Genomic DNA, 1,451 nt, shown 5'->3' with positions numbered 1-1,451 from the left:
TTAGATCCTATTTTATAAAATACTTTTTTACACTTTAAAAAAGTATCGCATCATATACTCATAATATAGCAATCTTATGTATAAAATAGGGTATAAAGTCAGCATTTTCCATTATAATATTTGCTCTCAACATTTTATCATATTGAAATATTTGTAAGAAAGTGTCTGAGGTTATAGTATCTTCGGGTAGCTTATGACGTTCAGCATATGCTTGGATCAGATCCCCCAGAAAATCATGCTTTAGATCATTAATAGTTTTGCCAGTTGCAATGTCATTAATATGCCTATGAACATCATAATTTTCACTCGCACGGATAACCGGAAAAAGATCCTCTGATCCTCCAACCGAGTGTGATATTTCATGTATTAAAACATGAGCGGTTCTCCAACAGCTTCTATCACTAAAAATTGCATCTACCATAAGATAAACTGTTTTTTCGCTATCACACGGAGTGGTAAATCCCAGTAGTAATCTACTAGGATTTAAACTACAGTTTTGGCTTGATATGAAAACAATCCTATCACTATATCTATTAAAGTAATCCTCTATACGTGTCACATAAAAATAAAATCTATTCATAGTCTCATGAATGATAAGTTCATCTTTAGTACGTAACAGATTGCAAAAATACTTTCTCACGTCGCTATGCTGAAGTGTCCCAACATTAAGCATTTTTGGTACTAATATAACTCTAGATTGATCATCATAAATTTCTCTATACTCACTTAATATTTTATTTTTTACGATTGTGATATATTGTTTTGCATCTTCTACTTCACTATAAAGCTCATTAAAGTGAGTATACATATTTGTAAACTTATCAGGAACTTTCTTTTGACTACCATAATGGTGGAAATGAGTGTCATTAACTAAATTAACGTTTATATTATAACATTGAGCAACTTGATTCATGATTACTTCGCTTCTGGTTACATGAGAACTTATAATATCCTCAGAACTTATAATATCCTCTTTTGGTAAAAATTCGGTTATTTTAAATTCAATTCCTTCTTTTTCTATCCACTGCTTTATTGTTCGCTCCGTGATTTGCTGGCGTGATAGATGTTCGTGGCGAGCTTGTACCTGTCTTATTACCTCTGACCCGAGCTCGTTGATTACTCTACAATTAGAATGCAAGTATGAGTCAGGTAGCTTATTGGCCATTGATACGGGGGTATCAAAAATATTAAATATTTTTAATTGTTTAGGGCATACAGCTACCAACATATCTATCCGGGTTTTAGAAATATTCAATTCTTGTAGATCGCTAGGAAGATCTTCAGGTAAAACCCTCATTAATGTATGCGAAATATTTAAATAAGTTAATGTATCAGGTAGTTTTGGTAATGACAAGATTCGCGTGTCCGAAATCTCTAAAGCAGTTAATTTATTAGGTAGTTTTCCTAATGACACGATTAGCGCGCTAGAAAGATTTAAATAAGTTAATTTA

1 pseudogene is annotated in these 1,451 nt (G+C 32.1%); it reads right to left on the bottom strand.

Features of this window, described 5'->3' with window-relative positions:
• Positions 1–58 precede the first annotated feature (58 nt).
• Positions 59–1,451, bottom strand: a pseudogene (locus REG_RS08875) (hypothetical protein); the annotation flags it as partial.

Origin of the sequence: Candidatus Regiella insecticola LSR1 (genome assembly GCF_000143625.1) — a bacterium.
In the GTDB taxonomy this organism is placed as follows: Bacteria; Pseudomonadota; Gammaproteobacteria; order Enterobacterales; family Enterobacteriaceae; genus Regiella; species Regiella insecticola.
The sequence above is the reverse complement of the archived record's forward strand: the minus strand, read 5'-3'. Positions and strand labels throughout refer to the sequence as shown.